Annotated in this window: 20 protein-coding genes; 11 read left to right on the top strand and 9 right to left on the bottom strand. The window is 74.9% G+C overall.

The window, feature by feature from the left end; genetic code table 11:
- Positions 1-18: 18 nt before the first annotated feature.
- Entirely contained in the window at positions 19-852 is an 834-nt protein-coding gene (locus KK617_RS00360; protein ID WP_277497397.1) for a sigma-70 family RNA polymerase sigma factor, read from the bottom strand.
- 277 nt (positions 853-1,129) lie between these two features.
- Positions 1,130-1,693, bottom strand: coding sequence for an isochorismatase family cysteine hydrolase (locus KK617_RS00355; protein WP_277497396.1), 564 nt, complete (start codon positions 1,691-1,693; stop codon positions 1,130-1,132).
- A gap of 150 nt (positions 1,694-1,843) precedes the next feature.
- Here KK617_RS00355 and KK617_RS00350 point away from each other — a divergent pair, with 150 nt between their 5' ends.
- Positions 1,844-2,701, top strand: coding sequence for an SDR family oxidoreductase (locus KK617_RS00350; protein ID WP_277497395.1), 858 nt, complete (start codon positions 1,844-1,846; stop codon positions 2,699-2,701).
- A gap of 19 nt (positions 2,702-2,720) precedes the next feature.
- Here the strand turns inward: KK617_RS00350 and KK617_RS00345 are convergent, their stop codons facing one another.
- Positions 2,721-4,625, bottom strand: a complete 1,905-nt coding sequence (locus tag KK617_RS00345; protein WP_277497394.1) for a hypothetical protein — start codon at positions 4,623-4,625, stop codon at positions 2,721-2,723.
- Positions 4,626-4,695: 70 nt separating this feature from the next.
- On the bottom strand, positions 4,696-6,324 hold the full coding sequence (locus KK617_RS00340; RefSeq protein WP_277497392.1) for an acyl-CoA dehydrogenase family protein: 1,629 nt from the start codon (positions 6,322-6,324) through the stop codon (positions 4,696-4,698).
- Between the two features lie 62 nt (positions 6,325-6,386).
- Between KK617_RS00340 and KK617_RS00335 the strand changes: the two genes are divergently transcribed.
- The 10 genes from KK617_RS00335 (at position 6,387) to KK617_RS00290 (ending at position 16,240) form a co-directional block, all read left to right on the top strand.
- Positions 6,387-7,118, top strand: a complete 732-nt coding sequence (locus KK617_RS00335; protein WP_277497391.1) for a PaaX family transcriptional regulator C-terminal domain-containing protein — start codon at positions 6,387-6,389, stop codon at positions 7,116-7,118.
- A 60-nt stretch (positions 7,119-7,178) separates the two neighbouring features.
- Positions 7,179-8,021 (top strand): NmrA family NAD(P)-binding protein, encoded by an 843-nt coding sequence (locus KK617_RS00330; protein WP_277497390.1) that lies wholly within the window; start codon positions 7,179-7,181, stop codon positions 8,019-8,021.
- Between the two features lie 80 nt (positions 8,022-8,101).
- Complete coding sequence (locus tag KK617_RS00325) at positions 8,102-9,757, top strand: FAD-dependent oxidoreductase (protein ID WP_277497389.1); 1,656 nt, start codon at positions 8,102-8,104, stop codon at positions 9,755-9,757.
- A 58-nt stretch (positions 9,758-9,815) separates the two neighbouring features.
- Positions 9,816-10,700 carry a Cof-type HAD-IIB family hydrolase gene (locus tag KK617_RS00320; protein ID WP_277497388.1) on the top strand — a complete coding sequence of 295 codons (885 nt, stop codon included), beginning with the start codon at positions 9,816-9,818 and terminating at the stop codon, positions 10,698-10,700.
- On the top strand, positions 10,697-11,467 hold the full coding sequence (locus tag KK617_RS00315) for a sulfite exporter TauE/SafE family protein (protein WP_277497387.1): 771 nt from the start codon (positions 10,697-10,699) through the stop codon (positions 11,465-11,467). The genes KK617_RS00320 and KK617_RS00315 overlap by 4 nt, the downstream gene beginning before the upstream one ends.
- A 47-nt stretch (positions 11,468-11,514) precedes the next feature.
- Entirely contained in the window at positions 11,515-12,912 is a 1,398-nt protein-coding gene (locus KK617_RS00310) for an NAD(P)/FAD-dependent oxidoreductase (RefSeq protein ID WP_277497386.1), read from the top strand.
- Positions 12,913-13,018: 106 nt separating this feature from the next.
- Positions 13,019-13,870, top strand: a complete 852-nt coding sequence (locus KK617_RS00305) for an ATP-binding cassette domain-containing protein (RefSeq protein WP_277497385.1) — start codon at positions 13,019-13,021, stop codon at positions 13,868-13,870.
- Positions 13,867-14,559 carry an ABC transporter permease subunit gene (locus tag KK617_RS00300; RefSeq protein ID WP_277497384.1) on the top strand — a complete coding sequence of 231 codons (693 nt, stop codon included), beginning with the start codon at positions 13,867-13,869 and terminating at the stop codon, positions 14,557-14,559. The genes KK617_RS00305 and KK617_RS00300 overlap by 4 nt, the downstream gene beginning before the upstream one ends.
- Entirely contained in the window at positions 14,556-15,329 is a 774-nt protein-coding gene (locus KK617_RS00295) for an ABC transporter permease subunit (RefSeq protein WP_277497383.1), read from the top strand. Before KK617_RS00300 ends, KK617_RS00295 begins: the two co-directional genes overlap by 4 nt.
- Positions 15,329-16,240 (top strand): ABC transporter substrate-binding protein, encoded by a 912-nt coding sequence (locus KK617_RS00290; protein ID WP_277497382.1) that lies wholly within the window; start codon positions 15,329-15,331, stop codon positions 16,238-16,240. Before KK617_RS00295 ends, KK617_RS00290 begins: the two co-directional genes overlap by 1 nt.
- 10 nt (positions 16,241-16,250) lie before the next feature.
- Here KK617_RS00290 and KK617_RS00285 read toward each other — a convergent pair whose 3' ends face one another.
- The 5 genes from KK617_RS00285 to icmF all read right to left on the bottom strand — a co-directional run bounded on the left by KK617_RS00285 (position 16,251) and on the right by icmF (position 22,618).
- A complete protein-coding gene (locus tag KK617_RS00285; RefSeq protein WP_277497381.1) occupies positions 16,251-17,438 on the bottom strand; it encodes a thiolase family protein in 1,188 nt (395 codons plus the stop codon).
- Between the two features lie 46 nt (positions 17,439-17,484).
- Positions 17,485-18,255 carry a helical backbone metal receptor gene (locus tag KK617_RS00280; RefSeq protein WP_277497505.1) on the bottom strand — a complete coding sequence of 257 codons (771 nt, stop codon included), beginning with the start codon at positions 18,253-18,255 and terminating at the stop codon, positions 17,485-17,487.
- A 31-nt stretch (positions 18,256-18,286) separates the two neighbouring features.
- Positions 18,287-18,607 (bottom strand): DUF4333 domain-containing protein, encoded by a 321-nt coding sequence (locus KK617_RS00275; RefSeq protein WP_277497380.1) that lies wholly within the window; start codon positions 18,605-18,607, stop codon positions 18,287-18,289.
- A gap of 116 nt (positions 18,608-18,723) precedes the next feature.
- On the bottom strand, positions 18,724-19,263 hold the full coding sequence (locus KK617_RS00270) for a DUF4333 domain-containing protein (protein ID WP_277497379.1): 540 nt from the start codon (positions 19,261-19,263) through the stop codon (positions 18,724-18,726).
- A 79-nt stretch (positions 19,264-19,342) separates the two neighbouring features.
- The gene (gene icmF, locus KK617_RS00265; RefSeq protein ID WP_277497378.1) at positions 19,343-22,618 is read right to left on the bottom strand and encodes a fused isobutyryl-CoA mutase/GTPase IcmF; all 3,276 of its coding nucleotides are present in this window, start codon (positions 22,616-22,618) and stop codon (positions 19,343-19,345) included.
- Positions 22,619-22,718 lie beyond the last annotated feature (100 nt).

The raw sequence follows: 22,718 nt of genomic DNA, 5'->3' as shown, positions 1-22,718 counted from the left end.
GTGCGGGGTGGAGAGGCCTCAGGAGGCGCGGCGCTGCGTGGCCGCGGGCGCGCCCACGACCTCGCGCAGCTGGCGCAGGATCCCGGCGAGGAGCCGGGACACCTGGGTCTGCGTGATGCCGAGCTCGTCGGCGATCTCCTGCTGGGTGCGGTCGTTGAAGTAGCGCAGCATGAGGATGCGGCGCTCCCGCTCGCCCAGCTGGCGCAGCGCGGGGCGCAGCGTCTCGCGGGCCTCGATGAGCTCCTGCTCGGCGGCCGGGTCGACCACCGTCTCCTCGTGCCGCGCACCGACGCCGGTGGGCAGCGGGGCGTCGAGGGAGACCGGGCGGAAGCAGCCCTCGGCCGCGAGCGCCTGCTCGACGACGTCGACCTCGATCTCGAGCTCGCGGGCGATGACCGCCGCGGGCACGTTCTCGCCGTGGTCGCCGGTGAGGCGGTCACGGGCCCGGATGACGGCCGACTGGTTCTCCTGCACCTGGCGGGGCGGGCGGACCATCCAGCCGTGGTCGCGGAAGTGGCGACGCAGCTCGCCGCGGATGCACGGCACGGCGTACGTCAGGAAGTCCTTGCCCTGCGTGACGTCGAAGCCGTCGGCGGCCCGGACGAGCGCGAGGTAGGCGACCTGCTCCAGGTCCTCGATCGGGATGCCGCGGTTGCGCTGGCGGGCGGCCAGCGATCGGGCGACACCCATGTTGGCGACGACCAGCTCGCGCAGCGCGGCGTCGCGCTCGGCCTGGTCGGTGGCACGCCCGGCGGCCTCGAGGCTGGCCGCGGTGGCCGCGCGCCGCTGCTCACGCTCGCTCTGGCGGGCACTGGTGACGGGGGTGGTGGGGGACAGTTCTTCGTTGGGCATCGTGGATCCTGAGCCTCGAGTGCCTGGCCAGCCCGCGGCTTGAGCTGGAAAGAACGAGATCAGCGCTTGTGGCGCCACCCACCGAACCTAGACCCATCCAGCCGGTCTGGACCAGTCGGAAGGCGAATCATTCCGGAAGTTCCCACCTGGTGAGCCGGTGGGGCTGGGACGCGCGGAGATGGGTACCGCCCCGGCGCGTGGACCGCCTGCGCCCGGATCCGGCCCCTGGACCCCGCCCCTGGACCCCGCGCTCGGACCCCGCGCTCGGGCCGCGGTCTCAGGCGCCCGACAAGGTCCCCGTGACGTCGTCCACGCCGACCCCCGGCTGGTGGTAGCTGCTCCCCAGGTGGTCGAGCGCCCGCACGTGCGTGTCCGGCGACGGCGAGGCGATGGCGTCGATGACGAGCACCGTCTCGAAGTCGTGGGCGTAGGCGTCGAGGGCGGTGGCCGCGATGCAGGACTCGGTCGAGATGCCGCACAGCAGCAGGCGGTCGACACCCCGCTCGCGCAGCAGGTCCACCAGCTCCGTGCGGTGGAAGGCGCTGTCGCGGGTCTTCTCCAGCACCACGCCGTGCGGCGGGCCCACCTCCGGCAGGCCCGGGAGCCGGGCCGCCTCGTCCGAGCCGCGCAGCAGGAACGGCTTGTCGTCCTCCAGCATGTTGCGGGCCCACGTGCTGCGGTCGTGCTCGTGGACGGTCACGACCTCGACCACGAGCGCGCCCGCGTCGAGGGCGGCGCGCACCAGCCGCGAGCAGGCGTCGACCAGCGCCGGCCGCTGCTTTTCGAGCTCCGGCGCGCTGAAGTACCCCTGCTGCATGTCGATCATCAGTACGGCGTCCACGACGGGGCTGGTACCCGAGCCCGGGACGCGTCATGCCGCGGCGGGTGCGCGCTGCGGGGCCGGGGTACCGGCCGCGCGGACGGAGCAGACGACGACTGCCGGACCGGCAGACGAGGAACGACGCCCGCGGGCGTCGGGGAGGAACGAGACATGGCAGACGGTTACCCGGCCCAGCAGCAGGAGCCCCCCGGCCTCACCGACGAGATGGAGCCCCGCCCCGACCACGGCGAGGAGTCGTACGTCGGGCACGGCCGGCTCGAAGGCCTGGTCGGGCTGATCACCGGCGGTGACTCCGGCATCGGTCGGGCGGTGGCGCTGGCGTACGCGCGGGAGGGCGCGGACGTCGCGTTCACCTACCTGGCCGCCGAGGAGCAGGACGCCCGGCAGACCGTGGCGCTCGTCGAGTCGGCGGGACGTCGCGCGGTGGCGATCGAGGCCGACCTGCGCGACTCCGCGACGTGCGACGCCGTGGTGGAGCGGACGGTGGCCGAGCTCGGCCGCCTCGACGTGCTCGTCAACAACGCCGGGTTCCAGATGGCGCGGGGCGAGGGCATCCTGAACCTCGACGACGAGCTGCTCGACCGCACGCTGAAGACGAACCTCTACGCGCTGTTCTGGTTGACCCGCGCCGCGGTCCCGCACCTGAAGGAGCGCGGCGGCAGCATCATCAACAACTCCTCGATCCAGGCGTTCGACCCGTCGACGAGCCTCCTCGACTACGCCTCCACGAAGGCGGCGATCAACAACCTGACGGTCAACCTCGCCGCCGAGCTCGGCGAGCACGGCATCCGCGTCAACGCGGTCGCGCCGGGTCCGATCTGGACGCCGCTGCAGCCTGCGACCCAGCCGGTCGAGAAGATCGAGCAGTTCGGCTCGGACACGCCGCTGGGCCGGGCCGGCCAGCCGGCCGAGGTGGCCCCGGCGTTCGTGTTCCTCGCCTCGCCGGCGGACGCCAGCTACGTCTCCGGCACCGTGCTCGGCGTCACGGGCGGCAAGCCCGTCTTCTGAGCCCGCGCGGTGCGGCGGGTCAGCCGTCGTAGCTGCGGGTCGGCCAGAAGCCGCTCGTGGTGTCGTTGCCGCGGGCCCGGCTCCAGCTGTTCCAGAGCACGACCCCGACGGTGTGACCGGGGCCCGACGATCGGTCCCAGCGGCCCACGACGGGCTGGTAGAAGGGCGCGCTCGAGGAGCTGCCGACGGGGAAGCTGGTGCCGGCGCCCGTGCAGGTGACCTCGGCGCAGGCCCGCAGGTGGAAGGTGCGGGTGCTCGGCTGCCACAGGCCCAGCTCGTCGCGACCGTTCCCGTCCCAGTCGCCCGCGACCGGCTGGTAGGCGATGCGGCCCGACCCGAACTTGAAGCTCGTGGTGCGGGTGGCGCTGTTGCGCAGGTGGAAGGTCTTGTCGGTGAGGTCGAGCAGCCCGAGGTCGTCGATGCGGTCGCCGTTCCAGTCGCCCACGTAGGCCTGGTAGCGGCGGGCGTTGCTGCCGAACTTGACCGCCACCGTCCGGTTCGCGGTGAAGCGCTGGTGCAGCGTCGCCGTGGCGGGGTCGTAGGCGCCGATCTCGTCGATGCCGTCGCCGTTCCAGTCGCCGGCCACGAACTGCCAGCCGTCGCGGCCGAAGGTGAGGATGCGCTCGGCCTCGCCCGCGCCGGGGGCGACCCCCGAGGTGCCGGCGTCGGTGGCCTGGTCGGTGAGGTGCACGCGGTTGCCGAGCACGCCGGCGGGGGTGTCGACGCCGTCCCCGTCCCAGTCGCCGGCCAGCACCTGGTCGAACTGGCTGAACCGGCCGTAGCCGCGGGCGATCGCGTCACCGGGCACGAACTGCTCGGGGCGCAGCGAGCGCAGGCGGGTCTGGTTGAAGGTGCCGGACGGCGCGACGCCGATGCGGGGGTCGCGCTTGACGTGGCCGCCCTGGTCGACCCACTGGCCCCGGTAGGTGCAGTACGTGCCGCGGATCGGGTCGGTGTGGCGCACGGTCGGCGGGCCCCACCACAGGTCGTTCCTCGTGACGTTGCCGCGCCCGTCGAGGCAGTAGGGCTGCACGGCGGCCGGGCCGTTCGGCCAGTTCAGCGTGGCGCCGAGGGTGATGTTGTCCTCGATGAGCGCCGCGGTGGTGTCGAAGGCGACGCGCACGTTGTTGAACGCCCCGACGAGCGTGTTGCGCCGGATCGTCACCCCGGTCGGACCGCCGTCCGGGTTGTCCTGCCGGTCGCGACCGAGCTTGATGTTGGCGCCGTTCGAGGCGCCCGCCAGGATGTTGCGCTCGATGTATCCCGGACCGGCGCCGCGGTCGGTCTCGACGTACATGATGTGGTCCTGGTCGCTGCCCTGCCCGCGCCCGCGGTTCGAGTAGACGAGGTTGTGGCTGAAGGTCCAGTCGGCCGGCTTCCCGTGGATGCGCACGAGGCCGTAGGTGCCGTAGCAGCAGATCTCCGCGTTGCGGAACACCCAGCCCGTGCCGCCGAGCATCTTCACCAGGTACTGCGGCCGGCTCCCGGTGGCCACCACCCCGTTGCCGCCGACGTTGAGCCCGTCGAACGTCCAGTACGCCGCGTTGTCGATGCCCAGGGGGACCGACAGGAAGACGTCGGGCCCGGTCGCCTTCACCGTGATGCGCGCGTCGGCCGTGCCGGCCTGCAGGCGGGGGCGGATGACGCCGTCGCCGTTCCCGTCGCCGTACGTGCCCGGCGCGACGAGCAGCGTGTCGCCCGCCTGCAGCCGGCCCATCGCCGTGTCCAGGTGCTGCCACGGGGCACCCGCGGAGCCGTTGTTCGTGTCGCGCCCGTTCGGGGAGACGTGGAGGACGCGCCCGGGAGCGGCAGCGGCGGCCGCGGACGCGGTCGTCGTGGCGGGGAGGGTGGACGCGACGAGCGTCGCGAGCACGAGGAGGGCGGCACCGAGCAGCGACTGCCGGCGCCGGGGGAGGGTGTGCATGCCCGGGATGCTAGGCGTGACCGAGGACACCTGTCGCCGGAAGAGCCCAGATGTCACCCGGACGGGCGGCTCACAGCCCCGACGCGGTGCGCTCCAGCACGGGCTCGAGGTCGAGGCCCGCCGGCAGGGTGCCGAACGCGCTGCCCCAGTCGCCCGCGAGGCGGGTCGCGCAGAAGGCGTCGGCGACGGCGTGCGGGGCGTGGCGCACGAGCTGGGCGCCCTGGAAGACGAACGCCATCCGCTCCACCACGCGCCGGGCCCGCAGCTCGATGTCGTCGAACGACGTCAGCTCCTTCTTCAGGTCGCCCAGCGCGTCGTCGTACCGGCGGTCGGCGCCCGTGGCGAGCTCGGCCTCGGCGAGGAAGGCGTCGAGGGTGTGCGGCTCGCGGGCCAGCGCGCGCAGCGCGTCGAGCGCGGCGACGTTGCCCGAGCCCTCCCAGATGGAGAGCAGGGGCAGCTCGCGGTAGATCCGGGCGAGGTCGAAGTCCTCGACGTACCCGTTGCCGCCGAGGCACTCCATGGCCTCGCCGGCCGCCATCGGGGCGCGCTTGCACACGGCGTACTTCGTGACGGCGAGGGCGATGCGGCGCAGGGCCGCCTCGCCCTCGTCGCCGCGCACGGCGCGGTCGTTGGCGCCGGCGAGCCGCAGCGCCGCGGTGGTCGCCGCCTCGGACTCGATCGCGAGGTCGGCCAGCACGTTGCGCATGAGCGGCTGGTCGACGAGCGCCCGGCCGAAGGCGTGGCGGTGGCGGGCGTGGTGGGCGGCCGCGACGAGGGCGGTGCGCATGCCGGCCGCCGAGCCCAGCACGCAGTCGAGGCGGGTCATGTTGACCATCTCGACGATGGTGCGCACGCCGCGCCCCTCCTCGCCGACGAGCCAGCCGGTCGCCTCGTCGTACTCGATCTCCGACGACGCGTTCGAGCGGTTGCCCAGCTTGTCCTTGAGGCGCTGGAAGCGCAGGGCGTTGCGCTCGCCGCCCGGCAGCACCCGGGGGAGCAGGAAGCAGGACAGGCCGCCGGGTGCCTGGGCCAGGGCGAGGAAGAGGTCGGACATGGGCGCCGAGGTGAACCACTTGTGGCCCACCAGCCGGTAGGAGCCGTCCGCCTGGGGCGTGGCCCGCGTCGTGCCGGCCCGCACGTCGGAGCCGCCCTGCTTCTCCGTCATCGACATGCCGGCCGTGAGGCCGCGCTTCGTGGTGGGCTCGCGCAGCACCGGGTCGTAGACGCGGCTCGTGAGCAGCGGCTCGAAGCGCGCCGCCAGCTCGGGGTCCGCCCGCAGCGCCGGGACGACGGCGTAGGTCATCGAGATCGGGCAGCCGTGGCCGGCGTCGACCGACCACGCGAGGAACTTCGCGGCCCGCGCGACGTGGGCGCCCGGGCGGTCGTCGGCCCAGGGCGCGCCGTGCAGCCCGTGACCGACGGCGGTCTCCATCAGGCGGTGGTACGCCGGCACGTACTCCACCTCGTCGACCCGGTGGCCGTAGCGGTCGTGCGTGTGCAGCCGCGGCGGCACACGCTCGGCGAGGCGGCCCCACTCCTGCGCCTCGGCGGAGCCGGCGAGCCGGCCGAGCGCGTGCACCTCGTCGAGCGCCCAGCCCGCGCCCTCGCGCTCGAGGCCCTCGAGGAGAGCGGGGTCGTGGGCGGTGTCGTGCCCCGTCAGCGGCGGGACCTGGTTGACGACGTCGTGGGTGGCGGCCATGGCGCGACGTTACGCTTTTCGTCACGACTGTGTCCACAGATGTAACCCGGCATGATGGCCCGGTGCCGCCGCCCCCGACCCTGAGCGCCCGCTCCGTGGCGCTGAGCCTGGCGCTCGGCGCGCACCCCGAGCGGCTCGGGGCCGGCCAGCTCGTCGCGATGGGGAGCACGGTGGGCGTGCCGCCCGCGACGATGCGCGTGGCCCTGACGCGGGCCGTGGCGGCGGGCGACCTGCGGCGCGACGCCGACGCGACGTACGCCCTCGGCGACCGGCTGGTCGCCCGCCAGCGACGCCAGGACGAGGCGGTCACCGACGCGGAGCGGGCGTGGGACGGCACCTGGGAGACCGTCGTCGTCGTCGTCGCGGGACGTCCCGCCGACGAGCGGGCGGCGCTGCGCCAGGAGCTGGCCGAGCACCGGCTCGCCGAGCTGCGCGAGGGCGTGTGGATGCGCCCGGCCAACCTGCGGCGGGCGGCGTCGTACGCCGCGTCCCCCGTGGTGGAGGCCCTCCTCGCGCGCCCGCAGGGCGAGCCCGCCGGCCTGGTGCGGCGGCTGTGGGACCTCGACGGGTGGGCGGTGCGCGGGACCGCCGCGCTCGCCGACCTCGAGCGGGCCGCGGCCCCTGCCGACCGGCTGGCGGCGGCCGCGGCGCTCGTGCGCCACCTCGCGACCGACCCGCTCCTGCCCACGGCGCTCCTGCCGCCCGGGTGGCCGGCCACGGCCCTGCGGGCGGCGTACGGCGCCTACCGCACCGAGCTGCGCCACCTCGCCCCCGCCGGCGGCGAGCGGGGGTAGCGTGCGGAACCGCTGCCGGGTCACCGGCCGCGCTGCGCCCCTCGACCCCCTGGAGGACCCGTGACCTCGTCGCCGATCGCCGTGACGGGCGTGACCGGGGCCCTCGGCGGCCTCGTCGCCCGGGAGCTCGCGGGCCGTGGCGTCGAGCAGCGCCTGCTCGCCCGCAGCCCCGAGCGGGCGCCCGAGCTCCCCGGCGCGACGGCGGTGCGCTGCGACTACGCCGATCCCGGGGCGGCCGTCGCCGCGCTCGCGGGGGTCGGCACGCTGTTCATGGTCTCGGCGTCGGAGACCGAGGACCGCGTCGACGTGCACCGCGGGTTCGTCGACGCCGCCGTGGCCGCCGGCGTGCGGCACGTCGTCTACACCTCGTTCGCCGCCGCCGCTCCCGACTGCACCTTCACGCTCGGGCGCGACCACTTCGCGACCGAGGAGCACCTCCGGGCCAGCGGGATGGCCACGACCTTCCTGCGCGACAACTTCTACCTCGACGTCTTCCCCCTCTTCGTCGGCGAGGACGACGTGCTGCGCGGCCCCGCGGGCGACGGACGCGTCGCTGCGGTGGCGCGCGCCGACGTCGCCCGCGCCGCCGTCGCCGTGCTCCTCGCGCCCGACGACCACGTCGGCCGCACCCACGAGCTGACCGGTGCCGAGGCGCTCACGCTCACGGAGGTCGCGACGCGCATCGCGACGGCCACCGGCCGCCCGGTGACCTTCCACGACGAGACCGTCGAGGAGGCCTACGCGTCGCGCCGCCGTTGGGGCGCGCCCCGCTGGCAGGAGGACGCCTGGGTCTCGACGTACACGGCCATCGCTGCGGGCGAGCTCGCCCGCAGCACCGACGCCGTACGCGCCCTGACCGGCCGCGACCCGCTCACGCTCGACGCACTGCTCGCTGGCGGCTGACTCCTAGGTCGCCGCCGCGACGCCAATCGTGCGCATGATTAGTATGGTGCTCGTCACGCCGGACCACGACGGAGAGCACCATGACCCACGTCATCACGCGCAGCTGCTGCAACGACGCCTCGTGCGTGCCCGTCTGCCCCGTCAACTGCATCCACCCGACACCGGACGAGCCCGACTACGGCACGGCGGAGATGCTCTACATCGACCCGGCGGAGTGCATCGACTGCGGCGCCTGCGTCGACGCGTGCCCGGTGCGCGCCATCCAGGCCGACTACGACCTCGAGGGTGACGCCGCGCAGTTCGAGGAGGTCAACGCCCGCTGGTTCACCGACCCGGCGCACGCCGACTACCCCGCCACCGCACCCGTGCCGCCCCGCCGCGACTGGAGCGCGGTGGCCCACCCCTTGCGCGTCGCCGTCGTCGGCTCGGGCCCGGCCGCCTGCTACGCCACCGAGGAGCTGCTGGCCCAGCGCGGGCTCGACGTGCAGGTCGACGTCATCGAGCGCCTGCCGACGCCGTTCGGCCTGGTCCGCTACGGCATCGCGCCCGACCACCAGGACACGAAGGCCGTCGCCGACGTCTTCGCCACCGTCCTCCGACGCAAGGGCGTCCGGCTGCTCTCGAACGTCGAGGTGGGGCGCGACGTCACCCACGCCCAGCTCGCCGAGCGCTACCACGCGGTGGTCTACGCGGTCGGCGCCCTGCAGGAGCGCCCCCTCGGCGTCGAGGGCGAGGACCTCCCCGGTGTGCACTCCGCCACCGACTTCGTGGCCTGGTACAACGGCCACCCCGACTTCGCGCACCTGAGCTTCGACCTGTCCTGCGAGCGGGTCGTCGTGCTGGGGAACGGCAACGTCGCCCTCGACGTGGCCCGCGTGCTGGCCCAGGACCCCGACGCCCTGGCCCGCACCGACGTCGCCGACCACGCCCTCGAGGCGCTGCGGTCCTCGCGGGTGCGGGAGGTCGTCGTCATCGGGCGCCGCGGCCCGCTCGAGGCGGCGTTCACCACGCCGGAGCTCATCGGGCTGCGCAGTGCCCCGGGCCTCACCGTGGCGGTCGACCCCGACCAGGTCGCCGGGGCGCGCACCGACGACGTGGCCCTGCAGGCCAAGGTCGACCTGCTCGGCGAGGTCGCGGCGGCGGGGGTGCCGGCGGACGGGGGCGGGCGGGTCGTCCGGCTGCGCTTCCTGGCCTCCCCGCGGGCGCTGCTCGGCGACGACCGCGTCACCGGCGTCCGCCTCGAGCGCAACGAGCTCGTCGAGGCCGGGGGCCGGGCCGCGGCGAAGGGCACCGGGGAGACCGAGGACCTGGCGTGCGGTCTCGTGCTCAAGGCCGTGGGCTACCGCGGTCGCCCCGTGGCCGACCTCCCGTTCGACGAGCTGCGCGGCGTCGTGCCCAACGCGCAGGGCCGCGTTCTCGTCGACGACCGCGAGCAGCCGGGGCTCTACGTCACCGGCTGGATCAAGCGCGGCCCGTCCGGCGTGGTCGGCACCAACAAGGCGTGCGCCCGGCAGAGCGTCGGCCTCCTCCTCGACGACCTCCGCGACGGGGTGCTGCCCGTCCCGGCCGCCGGCCCGGGGGTCGCCGACCTGGCCGACCTGCTGCCGGACCACGTCGACCTCGCGGGCTGGAAGGCGCTCGACGCGCACGAGCGCACGGCCGGCCGGGCCGCCGGCCGCCCCCGCGTCAAGGTGGTCGCCGTCGAGCGCATGCTCGAGGTGGCCCGGGCGGGGTGAGGAGGCTGACGCGCCCACCGGCGCGGCGGCCCGCCGTACCCCGTGCGAGCCTGGCCGGGTGACCACCGCGCAGCCGCTCGACCTGCCCGACCTGCCCGCCGGCCTCCGCCTCGTCGTCGTCGACATGGACGGCACGCTGCTCGACGGCCGCGGCGAGGTGCCGGACGGCCTGTGGCCCCTGCTGGAGCGCCTGCGCTCCGCGGGCGTGGCCTTCGCGCCGGCCAGCGGGCGGCAGTACGCGACGCTGGCGCGCACCTTCGAGCGGGCGCGGGACGGCATGGTCTTCATCGCCGAGAACGGCACGATGGTCGTGCGCGACGGCGTCGAGCTCAGCTCGACGACGCTCGAGCGCGAGGTCGTCACGGGGGTGGTCGCCGCCGTACGACGCGTGGTCGCCGCCGGGGCCGACGTCGGGGTCGTGCTCTGCGGCAAGCGGACGGCGTACGTCGAGCGCACCGACGAGGCGTTCCTCGCCGAGGTGCGCCGCTACTACGCGGCGCTCGAGGTGGTGGACGACCTCGACGCCGTCGACGACGCGTTCGTGAAGGTGGCGGTGCACGCCGCCGACGGCACCGACCCGGTCGAGGCGGCCCTCGCGGGCCTGCGGGCCACCCACCAGGTCGTCGTCTCCGGCGCGCACTGGGTGGACGTCATGCCCGCGGGCGTCACCAAGGGCGACGCCGTGCGGCGCCTGCAGGACGAGCTGGGCATCGGCCCGGAGCACACGGTCGCGTTCGGCGACTACCTCAACGACCTCGAGATGCTCGACGCGGCGGAGGGCTCCTTCGCCATGGCCGAGGCGCACCCGGAGGTCCGGCGCCGGGCCCGCCACCTCGCGCCCTCGCACACCGAGGCCGGGGTGCTCACGGTCGTGACCGCGCTGCTCGACCGCGCGGACGCCGCCGGGCCCACCGGCACCGCCGGGGTGCCGGGGACCGCGTGAGCGACGTCCTCCTCCTCGTGCTCGCGGGGGTCGGGGCGGGCCTCTGCGGGTCGGTCGCCGGCCTCGCGTCGCTGGTGTCCTACCCGGCCCTGCTGGCCGCCGGGCTGCCGCCGCTGGCGGCCAACGTCAGCAACACGGTGGGGCTGCTGGCCAACGGCGCCGGCGCCGGGCTGGCCTCGCGCCGCGAGCTGGCCGGCCAGGGCGGGCGCGTGCTGCGGCTGTGCGCCTGGTCGGCGCTCGGCGGCACGGTGGGGGCCGCCCTGCTGCTGGCCGGGGGCGAGGACACGTTCGAGGTCGTCGTGCCGGGCCTCGTCGCGCTCGGCGCCGTGCTGCTGCTCGCGCGCGACCGCATCCGTGCGTCCGTCGCGCGGCGCCGCGAGCGGCGGCTCGCCGCGGGGGAGCCACCCCCCGTGGGGCGGGCGTGGGCCGGTGGCCTGCTCATCGCCCTCGTCGGGGTGTACGGCGGGTACTTCGGCGCCGCGGCTGGCATCATCCTGCTGGCGGTGCTGTCCGTGCAGACGACCGAGGCCTACGCGGTCACGAACGCCGTGAAGAACCTCGTGCTGTGCGCGGCGAACGCGGTCGCCTCCGTCGTGTACGTCGTGCTCGCCCCCGTCGACTGGGTGGCGGCCGCCAGCCTGGGGCTCGGCGCGCTCGTCGGCGGCCTCCTGGGCCCGCACGCCGTGCGCGTCCTGCCCGAGACGCCGCTGCGCTGGGCCGTGGGCGTGGCCGGCCTCGCGCTTGCCGTGCACCTCGCCGTCGGCTGACGGGCGCCGGCGTGGCGCCCCCGCCGCCGGCGCGCGATGCTGGGCGCATGAGCGACGTGCGCGAGGTGGACCTGGTCGTGATCGGGACGGGACCGGGCGGTGAGGCCCTCGCGGGCGGCGCCGCGCGGGCCGGGCTCGAGGTGGTGGCCGTCGAGCAGCACCTGGTCGGCGGCGAGTGCCCCTACTACGGCTGCATCCCCTCGAAGATGATGCTGCGCGCCGCCGACGCGCTCGCGGAGGCCCGGCGCGCCGGTCGCCTCGCCGGTGACGTGGAGGTCGTGCCGTCGTGGCGCCCCGTCGCCGAGCGGGTCTCGGCCGAGGCCACCGCCGGCTGGGACGACACCGCCGCCGTGCAGCGCCTCGAGGACGCGGGCGGCAGGGTCGCCCGCGGCACCGGCCGGCTCGTCGGCGAGCGCCGCGTCGTCGTCACCGCCGCGGACGGCACGGAGACGACGTACGTCGCGCGCCGCGGCGTCGTGCTCAACCCCGGCACCCGCCCCGCGGCCCCGCACCTGCCCGGGCTGGAGGGCACGCCGTACTGGACCAACCGCGACGCCGTGCGCGCCACCGAGCTGCCCGGCAGCCTCGTGGTGCTGGGCGGCGGCCCCATCGGGTGCGAGCTCGCGCAGACGTTCGCGCGCTTCGGCGTGCGGGTCACCGTGGTGCAGCACGGCGACCGGCTGCTGCCGCGCGACGAGCCCGAGGCGTCCGCAGTGCTCGCCGACGCCCTCGTCGCGGACGGCGTGCGGGTGCTGACCGGGGTCGGCGCCACGGCCGTCGACCACGCCGACGGGGCCTTCACCCTCGCCCTCGACGACGGCCAGGAGCTGCGGGCCGACCAGCTGCTCGTGGCCGCCGGGCGCACCCCGAACCTGGACCTCGTCGGCCTCGACAGCATCGGCCTCGACGCCACCGCCCGCAGCCTGCCGGTCGACGACCGCCTGCACGTCGTGGGCGCGGACGGGCCGCTGCCGTGGCTGTGGGCCATCGGCGACGTCGTCGGGGAGGGCGCCTACACCCACGTGTCGATGTGCCAGTCGGCGATCGCGCTGCGCGACCTGCTGGGGCAGGACGGGGCCCCCGCGCGGTACGACGCGCTGCCGCACACGACGTTCACCGACCCCGAGGTCGCGGGCGCGGGGCTGACCGAGGCCGACGCGCGCGCTGCCGGGCTCGCGGTGCGGGTGGGCGCGACGCGGCTCGAGGAGTCGTCCCGCGGGTTCACCCACGGCCCGGGCGCGACCGGGATCGTGAAGGTCGTCGAGGACGCCGACCGCGGCGTGCTCGTCGGCGCGACCGTCGTCGGGCCGGCGGCCGGCGAGATCCAGGCCGTGCTCACGCTGGCCATCCACGCCGCCGTGCCGGTCACCTCGCTGCGCGAGATGATCTGGGCCTACCCGACCTTCCACCGCGCCATCGACAGCGCACTGGCCGACCTGTCCTGACCGCGGCGGGCCCCCGCCGCTGTCCACGATGCGGACAGCGGCGGGGGACCCCCTGCAAGAATCCACCGGACGTCAGGCGGCTCCGTGGCCGCCGAGGAGGTGGCCGGTGATCGAGTTCCGTTCGGTCCGCAAGGAGTACGCCGACGGCACCGTCGCCGTGGGCGACCTCAGCCTCGTCGTGCCCCGCGGGCGCACCGTCGTGCTGCTCGGCTCGTCGGGCTGCGGCAAGACGACGCTGCTGCGGATGGTCAACCGGATGGTCGACCCGAGCGCCGGCACGGTGCTCGTCGACGGTGCCGACGTGCGCGAGCGCGACGCCGTCGAGCTGCGCCGCTCCATCGGCTACGTGCTGCAGGCCGGCGGGCTCCTGCCCCACCGCACCGTCGCCGACAACGTCGCCACCGTCCCGCGCCTCCTCGGCGCCGGGCGGCGCGAGGCCCGCGCCCGGGCGCTCGAGCTGGTCGAGCTGGTGGGCCTCGACGTGGCGCTCGCCGACCGCTACCCGGCCCAGCTCTCCGGCGGCCAGCAGCAGCGGGTCGGCGTCGCGCGGGCCCTCGGGGCCGACCCCGACGTGCTCCTCATGGACGAGCCCTTCGGTGCCGTCGACCCGATCGTGCGCGCCGACCTGCAGGTCGAGCTGCGCCGCCTCCAGGGCGAGCTCGGCAAGACCGTCCTGTTCGTCACCCACGACGTCGACGAGGCGTTCGCGCTCGGCGACGAGGTCGTCATCCTCCGTGCGGGCGGCGTCGTCGCCCAGTCGGGCACCCCGGCGGAGATCCTGGCGGACCCGGCCGACGACTTCGTCGCGGACTTCGTGGGCCTGCGCTCGGCACGCCGGCGGTTGAGCGTGCGGGAGGAGAACGGCTCCCGTCTCGTCGTCGACGCCTCGGGCCGCCCGCTGGGGCTGCTCGAGGGCGGGGCCGCCGAGGCGGGGACGAAGGACGTGCGCACCGCGTGAGGTGGCTGTCGCAGAACCACGAGCAGGTGCTCGAGCTGACGCTCACCCACCTGGCCCTGAGCGTGCCCGCGATCCTCGCGTCGCTGCTCCTCGCCGTCCCGCTGGGCTGGCTGGCCCACCACGTGCGCCGCGCCCGGGGCCCGCTGCTGGTCGGCGTCGGGCTGCTCTACGCCATCCCGTCGCTGCCGCTCTTCATCATCGTGCCCGTGCTGGCCGGCACGCCGCTGCGCTCCGCGGCCACGATGGTCATCGTGCTGACGGTGTACGGCGTCGCCGTGCTCGTGCGCTCGGCCGCCGACGCCTTCGCCTCGGTCCCCGCGCCCGCGCGCGACGCGGCCACGGCGATGGGGTACTCCCGCACGTCGGCCTTCTGGCGGGTCGAGCTGCCGCTGGCCGGACCGGTGCTGCTCGCGGGCCTGCGGGTGGTCACCGTGAGCACGGTCAGCCTCGTCAGCGTCGGCGCCGTCATCGGCATCAGCAGCCTCGGCACGCTGTTCACCGACGGCTTCCAGCGCGGCATCCGTGCCGAGGTGCTGACCGGCCTCGTGCTCGTCGTCGTCCTCGCCGTGCTCCTCGACGCCGTCTGCGTGCTCGTCGGCCGGACGCTCATGCCCTGGTCGCGCCCGGCCCGGCGCACCCGTCGTACCCGGGGCGGGGCGTCCGCCGTACCGGTGGGGGAGGCGGCGTGAGCCTGCTGCTGGAGGCGCTCCGCTGGCTGGGCGAGGCCGACCACTGGTCGGGCGAGGGCGGGGTCACCGCCCGCCTGCTCCAGCACCTCGCCGTCTCCGCGCTGGTCGTGGGCATCGCCGCGGCGGTCGCGCTGCCGCTGGGCGTGCTCGTCGGGCACACCGGCCGCGGCCGCGGGCTCGTCGTCGTGACCGCCAGCGCCGCGCGCGCCGTGCCCACCCTCGGTCTGCTCACCCTCGTCGCCCTCGCGTCGGGCATCGGCCTCACCGCCCCCGTCCTCGCCCTCGTCGTGCTCGCCGCCCCGCCCCTGCTCGCGGGCGCGTACGCCGGCGTGGAGTCCGTCGACCGCGTCACCGTCGACGCGGCGCGGGCGGTCGGCATGAGCGAGGCCCAGGTCGTGCGGCGCGTCGAGCTGCCGCTGGCCGCGCCCCTCGTGGTCGGCGGCCTGCGCTCGGCCACCCTGCAGGTCGTCGCCACGGCGACGCTGGCGGCGTACACCGCCGACGTCGGCCTCGGCCGGCTGCTGTTCGCCGGGCTCAAGGCCCGCCGCTACGACGAGATGCTCGCCGCCGCGCTGCTCGTCGCCGCCCTCGCGCTCGTCCTCGAGCTCCTGCTCGCGGGCCTGCAGCGCCTCGTCTCCCCGGCCGGGGTGCGGACGGCGGGAGCCCGCCGCCGCACCGTGACCGGGACCACCGTCGCCCGGGGCAAACCGGGGGAGCCGCCGGCTCCGAAGCACGACGTCACCGCACCACCCGTCGAGAGGACCCCCTGATGACCCCGCTCCGTCGCCGCGCCACGGCCGCCCTCGCCCTCGCCACCACCCTGGGCCTGGCCGCCGGCTGCGGGTCCTCCGACTCCGACCCCCTGGCCGCCGAGCGCGACGGCGACGCCATCGTCATCGGGTCGCAGGACTACTACTCGTCCGAGATCATCGCCGAGATCTACGCCCAGGCCCTGGAGGCCGAGGACGTCGAGGTGCAGCGCGACTTCCGCATCGGCCAGCGCGAGGTCTACCTGCCCGAGATCGAGGACGGCTCGATCGACCTCTTCCCGGAGTACTCGGGCCCGCTGCTGCAGTACTGGGAGCCCGACACCACCGCCCGCCTCACCGACGACGTCTACGCGGCGCTCGAGGAGGCCGTGCCCGAGGGGCTGCGCGTCCTCGACCAGGCGGACGCCACCGACCAGGACTCCTACGTCGTCACCCGCGAGTTCTCCGAGCAGTACGGCGTGACCTCCGCCGCCGACCTCGCCGACGTGCCGGTGGAGCTCACCCTCGGCGCGAACTCCGAGGCGGAGAGCCGCCCCAACGGCCCGCAGGGCCTGCAGGAGGCGTACGGCGTGGAGGTGGGCTTCACGCCCATCGAGGACGGCGGCGGCCAGCTGACCGTGGACGCGCTGGAGGCCGGCGACATCCAGCTCGCCATCGTCTACACGGCGAGCCCGGTGGTGGCGCAGAACGACCTCGTCGTGCTCGAGGACCCCGAGGGCCTGTTCCTCGCCTCCCACGTCGTGCCGGTCGCCAGTGACAACGTCGACGACGAGGCCGCGGCGATCATCGACGAGGTCAGCTCGCGCCTGACCCCCGAGGGCCTGCTCGAGCTCAACGTCCGCAGCGTCGAGGACCAGTCCCCGGCCGCCGACATCGCGGCCGACTGGCTGGAGGAGCAGGGCCTGGCCTGAGGCCCGCGGCTCAGACGCGCCGGAAGAGCGCGGCGAGGGCCTGGCCGCCGCCGATGCACATGGTGACGACGCCGAGCTCCTTGTCGCTGCGGTGCAGCTCCTTGGCCACGCGCAGGGCGAGGATGGCGCCGGTGGCGCCGACGGGGTGGCCCAGGGCGATCGCGCCGCCGTACGGGTTGACCTTGGCGGGGTCGAGCCCGGCGTCGCGGACGACGGCGACGGCCTGGGAGGCGAAGGCCTCGTTGAGCTCGACGACGTCGATGTCGGACGGGCTCGTGCCGGTCTTCTCGAAGAGGGCCTGCAGGGCGAGCACGGGGGCGTAGCCCATCAGCTCGGGCTCCATGGCGCCGGTGGTGACGGCCTCGAGGGTGACGAGCCCCGTGAGGCCGCGCTCGGCAGCGGCCCGCTCGGAGGCGAGCACCACGGCGGCGGCGCCGTCGTTGATGCCCGAGGCGTTGCCGGCGGTGACCGAGCCGCCCTTGCTGAACGCGGGACGCAGGTTCGACAGCACCTCGAGGGTCGTCTCGGGCTTGGGGTGCTGGTCGACCTCGACGGTCGTCGGCCTGCGGCCCCCGACCTCCACGGCGACGATCTCCTCGGCGAACGCGGCGCGGGCCTCGGGGGTCGCGGCGCGGCGCTGGGACTCCAGCGCGAACTCGTCCTGCTCGGCGCGCGAGACGCCGTACTTCTCGGCGACGTTCTCGGCCGTGACGCCCATGTGGATGCCGTGGAACGGGTCGGTGAGCATCATGACGGTGCCGTCGACGAGCTCGCGGTTGCCGAGCTTGTAGCCGTTGCGGGCGCCGAAGTCGTAGAAGGGCATGCGGGACATCGACTCGTCGCCGCCCGCGACGGTGAGGTCGAGGTCGTTCCAGCGCATCTCCATGGCGGCCGACCAGATGGCCTGCAGGCCCGAGCCGCAGAGCCGGTTGACGGTGTACGCCGGCACGTTCTTCGGCAGCCCCGCGGTGACGGCCACACGGCGCGCGTTGTAGGCGTCGGGGCCGACCTGGCCGATGCAGCCCATGACGACCTCCTGCACGTCGTCGCCCGCCACGCCCGCCCGCTCGAGGGCGGCCGTCGTCGCCGTGGCGCCCAGCTCGAAGCCGGGGACGTCCTTGAGGACGCCGCCGAAGCTGCCGACGGGGGTGCGCGCGCCGTCGACGAGGACGATCTTCTGGGGAGAATCGCTGCTCATGGATGGAGGATAGGCCGCGGTCCCGTTCGGTGGGAACGGAGTCCCGCTACGGCAGGTCGCGGGTCGCGGCGGCGAGGTGCGCCCGGGCGTCGCCGAGCGAGGGGCCGTACCAGGTGAGCAGGCGCCCGCTGACGAGCCGCGTCGGCGTGCGGGTGAACGCCTCGGGGCCGTCGGCGGCGGTGAAGACGTACGGCTCGTCCGGCAGCAGCACGAGGTCGGCGCCGCCGGCGTCGAGGTCGGCGGCCTCGGCCCGGGGGTAGCGGCCGGTCGCCGGGTCGCCGCCCGTCACCTCGAGCCCGACGCGGCGCAGCAGGTCGGCCGTGAAGGTGGCGGGACCGACGACCATCCACGGGTCGCGCCAGACGGGTACGACGACCCGCCCCCGCACGGCGGGCACCGGTCCGCACCACTCCGCCCGCGCCCGGGTCAACCACGACGGGCGGGCCCAGCCCAGCGCGTCGAGCAGCCGCTCCATCGAGCCGACGGCCCCGGGCACGTCGACGACGTCCGTCACCCACACGGCCACGCCGGCCTCGCGCAGGCGCCGCACGTCGAGCTCCCGGTTCTCCTCCTTGTTCGCCACGACGACGTCGGGGGCGAGGTCGACGATGCGCCGCACGTCGGGGTTCTTGGTGCCGCGCACCCGCGCGAGGCCGGGGTCGTCGGCGAGGTCGGCCGGGTGCGTGCACCAGTCGGTGACGCCGACCAGCGCGTCGCGGCGCACGTCGGCGAGGGCCTCCGTCAGCGAGGGCACCAGCGAGACGACGCGACCGACGCGCGCCGGCAGCGCGACCGCGACACCCAGGTCGTCGCGCACGTCGTCCCGCCCGTCCCCGCTCACGCGTCGATCACTCGTTGGGCTCGTCGGCGACCTGGATGTCGAAGGAGACGTCGTCGCCGTCGACCGCGGTGACCTCGACCCCCACGTCGATGGTGGTGTCGTCCTCCGCCGTCAGCACGCACGTCATGGTGGCGCCCTCCTCGGCCTCGAGGTCGTCGGGGCAGTCGACGTCCGCCGGCTCCTGCCCCACGACCTCGGTGAGCTGCTCGGTGATCTGGTCCTCCACGTCGTCCTGGGCGACCTGCGAGGAGCAGCCGCCCAGCAGCAGGGCCGCGACGACGGCGGCCGGGGCGAGGAGGGCGGTGCCCGTCGTGAGGGGGCTGCGCATGGTGGTGCTCCGTTCGAGGTGGGGGAGGGGCCGCGGCCGGCCCGGGCGCGTCGTACCCCCGCAGGGGTCCTCCCAACCGCGGGCCGCCCTCCCGGCCGTCGACCGGGCGTCCCGCGCTACTGCCCGCTCTCGCTCGCGGCCCGGTCGTCGATCTCGATCTCGAGGGTCACGGGGTCGGCGGGTCCGCTCTGGGCGGTGACCGCCAGGTCGGTCACGGTCGTCCCCGCGGTCTGCGCGCAGTAGACCCGGGCGCCCTCGTCGAGGTCGAGCTCGTCGAGACAGGTGACGTCGCCGGGGCTGCCCTCGGTGGTCATCTCCTGCGCCACGAGCGGGGTGAGCTGCTCGGCGGTCAGGAACGTGCGGGTCGGCTCGACGGTGAACTCGACGTCGGTGTCGACGACGGCCGTGACCACCACCTCGGCCTCCTGCGTGCGGTCGCCCAGCACGTAGGTGCACGTCGTCATCTCCTCGGCCTCGGCCGGCAGGGGCCCGCAGGAGATCTCGTCGGGGGCCGCGCCGCCGGTGCGCTCCAGCTCGGCCGCGACGGCGTCGCCCACCTGGGCGGCGTCGAAGTCGGGGAGCGTCTCGGAGCAGCCACCCAGCACGGCGGCGCCCGCCGCCAGACCGACCAGCAGCCCCACCCGCCCTCGGCGCATCGTCACTCCTCCGCGTCGTGGTCGGGCCCGGCGCCCGGCCACGTCGGGGACGACCCTCTCACGAGGCGTGCGCGGCCGTTCAGACGTTGCGGCGGTAGGCCCCGCCCACCTCGAAGAACGCCTCGGTCACCTGCTGCAGCGTGCAGACCCGCGCGGCGTCCATGAGCACCGCGAAGACGTTCTCCCCCGAGGTGGCCGCGGCCTTGAGCCGCGCCAACGCGTCCTCGGCCTCGTCGCGGTGGGCCTCCTTGAAGGCGCGCAGCCGCCGCAGCTGCGCCTGCTTCTCGTCCTCGGTGGCGCGGGCCAGCTCGACCGTCTGCGGGGTGCCGCCGTCGGCGTCGGGACGGCGGAAGGTGTTGACGCCGATGATCGGCAGCGACCCGTCGTGCTTGCGGTGCTCGTAGAGCATCGACTCGTCCTGGATGCGTCCGCGCTGGTATCCGGTCTCCATCGCGCCGAGCACGCCGCCCCGCTCGGAGATGCGGTCGAACTCCGCCAGCACGGCCTCCTCGACGAGGTCGGTCAGCTGGTCGATCACGTAGGAGCCCTGCAGCGGGTTCTCGTTCATCGCCAGGCCCCACTCGCGGTTGATGACGAGCTGGATCGCGAGCGCCCGGCGCACCGACTCCGTGCTGGGCGTCGTGACGGCCTCGTCGTACGCGTTCGTGTGCAGGGAGTTGGCGTTGTCGTAGATGGCGATGAGCGCCTGGAGCGTGGTGCGGATGTCGTTGAAGTCCATCTCCTGCGCGTGCAGCGAGCGGCCGGAGGTCTGCACGTGGTACTTCAGCTTCTGGCTGCGCTCGCCCGCGCCGTACCGCTCCTTCATCGCGACCGCCCAGATGCGGCGGGCGACGCGGCCGATCACCGAGTACTCCGGGTCCATGCCGTTGGAGAAGAAGAACGACAGGTTGGGCGCGAAGGCGTCGACGTCCATGCCGCGGGCGAGGTAGCTCTCGACGTACGTGAAGCCGTTCGCGAGCGTGAAGGCGAGCTGGCTGATGGGGTTCGCCCCGGCCTCGGCGATGTGGTAGCCGGAGATGGAGACCGAGTAGAAGTTGCGCACCTCGTTCTCGATGAACCACTGCTGGATGTCGCCCATCATCCGCAGGCTGAACTCGGTGGAGAACAGGCAGGTGTTCTGGCCCTGGTCCTCCTTGAGGATGTCGGCCTGCACGGTGCCGCGCACGCTGGACACGGCGTGCGCCGCCAGCAGCGCGCGCTCCTCGGCGCCCGGCTCGCGGCCCTCCCGCTCGCGGAAGGCGTCGACCTGCTGGTCGATGACGGTGTTGAGGAAGAACGCCAGCACCGTGGGGGCCGGGCCGTTGATCGTCATCGAGACGCTGGTGGTCGGGTCGGTGAGGTCGAAGCCGTCGTAGAGCACCCGCATGTCGTCGAGCGTCGCGACGCTGACACCGGACGTGCCGACCTTGCCGTAGATGTCGGGGCGCTCGTCGGGGTCGCGGCCGTAGAGGGTGACCGAGTCGAAGGCCGTCGACAGCCGGGTCGCCGGCTGGCCCTCGCTGAGGAGGCGGAAGCGGCGGTTCGTGCGCGCCGGGTCGCCCTCGCCGGCGAACATCCGGGCCGGGTCCTCGCCGTCGCGCTTGAACGGGAACACACCGGCGGTGAAGGGGAAGTGGCCGGGCAGGTTCTCCCGGCGCCAGAAGCGCACCAGCTCGCCGACCTCGTCGGTGCTCGGCAGCGCGACGCGGGGGATCTTGTTGCCCGACAGGGACTCGCGGGTCAGCTGCGTGACGATCTCGCGGTCCCGCACCCGCACGACCTGCTCGTCGCCCGAGTACGACGCGACGACCGCCGGCCACGCCTCGACCTGCTCGGCGACCTCGCGGGGCAGCTCGGTGCGGGCGTCGTCGAGCAGCGCGTCGACGTCGCCGGTGGAACGGTCCGCGGCGGTGAGCTCCGCGCGCACCTGCGCGAGCCGGTCGACGCGGCGGGCCGCGGCCACGAGCGCGTCGGTGCGGGCGTGGTAGTCGCGCACGGTCGCGGAGATCTCGGCGAGGTAGCGCGTGCGGTCGGCGGGCAGCACCTGGCGGATGCGGGTGGAGCGCTTCGTGTCGACCGGGGCGAGCACCCCGTCGCCGGCGGGGAGGCCGTGGCCGACGAGCAGGTCGCGCAGGTGCTGGTAGAGCGCGGTGACGCCGTCGTCGTCGAAGGTGGCCGCCGAGGTGCCGAAGACCGGCATGTCGCCCGGCTGCGAGCCGAAGGCCTCGCGGTTGCGCACCAGCTGGCGTCCGACGTCGCGCAGCGCGTCCTCCGCGCCGCGCCGCTCGAACTTGTTGATGGCCACGGCGTCGGCGAAGTCGAGCATGTCGATCTTCTCGAGCTGGCTGGCGGCGCCGAACTCGGGCGTCATGACGTAGAGCGAGGCGTCGACGAACGGCACGACGGCGGCGTCGCCCTGGCCGATGCCGGGGGTCTCCACGACGACGAGGTCGAAGCCCGCCGCCCGCACGCAGGCGATGACGTCGGCGAGGTGGTCGGGCAGCTCGTGGGCGCCGCGGGTCGCGAGGCTGCGGAAGAAGACGCGGTCGCGGTCGAGGCCCGGCCCGGCGAGGTCGAGGCTGTTCATCCGGATGCGGTCGCCGAGCAGCGCGCCGCCGCCCTTGCGCCGCGTGGGATCGACGGCGATGACCGCGACCCGCAGTTTGTCCTGCTGGTCGACGCGCAGGCGGCGCAGGAGCTCGTCGGTGAGGCTCGACTTGCCCGAGCCGCCGGTGCCCGTGATGCCGAGGACGGGTACGGCGCGCCCCGCAACCGCCTCCCGCAGCCGGGTCAGCGTCGCCGCGTCGAGGCGGCCGGTCTCGGCGCCGGTGATGGCGCGGGCCAGCGCGCCGCGGTCGCCGGAGAGCACCGCGTCGACGTCGGCGGCGCCGACCTCCCACAGGTCGCGGTCGAGGGTGGCGACCACGCTGTTGATCATCCCCGCGAGGCCGAGGCGTTGGCCGTCCTCCGGGGAGAAGATGGTGACGCCGCTGCGCCGCAGCCGTGCGATCTCCTCGGCCACGATGACGCCGCCGCCCCCGCCGACGACCTGCACGTGCCCGGCGCCGCGCTCGGCGAGCAGCTGCACGAGGTACTCGAAGTACTCCACGTGCCCGCCCTGGTACGACGACACCGCCACGCCCTGCACGTCCTCCTCGATCGCCGTCTCGACGATCTCGGCGACGGAGCGGTTGTGCCCGAGGTGGACGACCTCGCAGCCCTGGGCCTGGAAGATCCGCCGCATGATGTTGATCGAGGCGTCGTGACCGTCGAAGAGGCTGCTCGCCGTCACCAGGCGCACCGGGTTCCGGGGCACGTGGAGGGCGGGGGCAGGAGCGGGAGCGGGGTCGGCCACGGGTGCACCTCGGGAGATAGTCGGACGTCCTACTAACCAGATACTAGGACGTCCTAGCAGTTCGCGCCACGGGTCCCCGGGCGTTCACCGGACCGTCGTC

Origin of the sequence: Nocardioides sp. ChNu-99 (assembly GCF_029493445.1) — a bacterium.
Lineage (GTDB): Bacteria > Actinomycetota > Actinomycetes > Propionibacteriales > Nocardioidaceae > Nocardioides.
Note: the sequence above shows the minus strand (reverse complement) of the source record. Positions and strands in the feature narration are given on the sequence as shown.